1 protein-coding gene and 1 pseudogene are annotated in these 821 nt (G+C 76.1%); both read right to left on the bottom strand.

Features of this window, described 5'->3' with window-relative positions:
* Positions 1 to 112 precede the first annotated feature (112 nt).
* Positions 113 to 421: a hypothetical protein gene (locus VQ02_RS33875; protein ID WP_048448674.1), complete on the bottom strand. Its 309-nt coding sequence runs from the start codon at positions 419 to 421 to the stop codon at positions 113 to 115.
* Positions 422 to 599: 178 nt separating this feature from the next.
* Positions 600 to 821 (bottom strand): annotated as a pseudogene (locus tag VQ02_RS33865) (hypothetical protein); the annotation flags it as partial.

The raw sequence follows: 821 nt of genomic DNA, 5'->3' as shown, positions 1-821 counted from the left end.
TTTCGGCTCCCCGGCATGCGCCGGACCCGCGAGTCTGTGGTCGAGGTCATCCGTGAGTTCCTACTGGGGCTAAGTCCGGCGGCGAGCTGGGTTTGGTTACAGGGGCCGCGCATCACCGCCCTCCCGTGTCGCGCCTGCCGCCCATGCCGGGCATGTTCATGCCGGGCATCCGGGAGTGGTCCATGCCCTCCATGCCGCTCTGGCCGGGCTTCGGCGTCACCGCGCGGTTGAGCTCGCGCCAGTCCTTGGGGTCGACGACGTCGTAGCGCGCCACGCCCGCGGTGACCGCGGAGTAGCGCGGCGCGCGCACGGCGACGGCGGGGTTGGCGGGCTGGACGAGCCAGTCCGGCGCGGCGGTGGGCACGCAGGCCGCGAGCGGCAGGGCCGCGAGCGCCACGGCCGGCCTGAGGAGGTTGAGCATCGGCTTGGATCCCGAACGGGGGCTGGCGACCGCGACGGCAGGCGCGGACCGGCGGACAGGGAGGTGGCGCGAAGGCGCGGCTGTGCCGACGACGCCGGGCGCGGCCTGCGCAGGAAGGGGCCTGGTCAGGGCTCGGCCGGGGGCGGCGTGCGGGAGCGGGCGGGTGCGCCCGCCGCGGTCAGGCGCGGTGCCTGGGTGGCCGCTCGATGCGCAGGAGACGCGGCTCCGCGACGCCGTCCTGCTGGGCCAGGCCGAGGATCTCGGAGGGGCGCAGGCTCAGCGCGTCGCCCAACCAGGGCGCGTCCGGCACGGCCGCCTGGCAGGCCAGGGGGCAGCAGGTCGCCACGCAGCCAGCCGCACGCTTGTGGTGCCCAGGCGTGCCAGGAGACTGCTGCTGGCC

This window comes from Methylobacterium variabile (assembly GCF_001043975.1).
Lineage (GTDB): Bacteria > Pseudomonadota > Alphaproteobacteria > Rhizobiales > Beijerinckiaceae > Methylobacterium > Methylobacterium variabile.
Note: the sequence above shows the minus strand (reverse complement) of the source record. Positions and strands in the feature narration are given on the sequence as shown.

Excerpts from the sequence above, each read along its gene's own strand:
- VQ02_RS33875 (WP_048448674.1), bottom strand. The coding sequence starts at position 421 with ATGCTCAACCTCCTCAGGCCGGCCGTGGCGCTCGCGGCCCTGCCGCTC.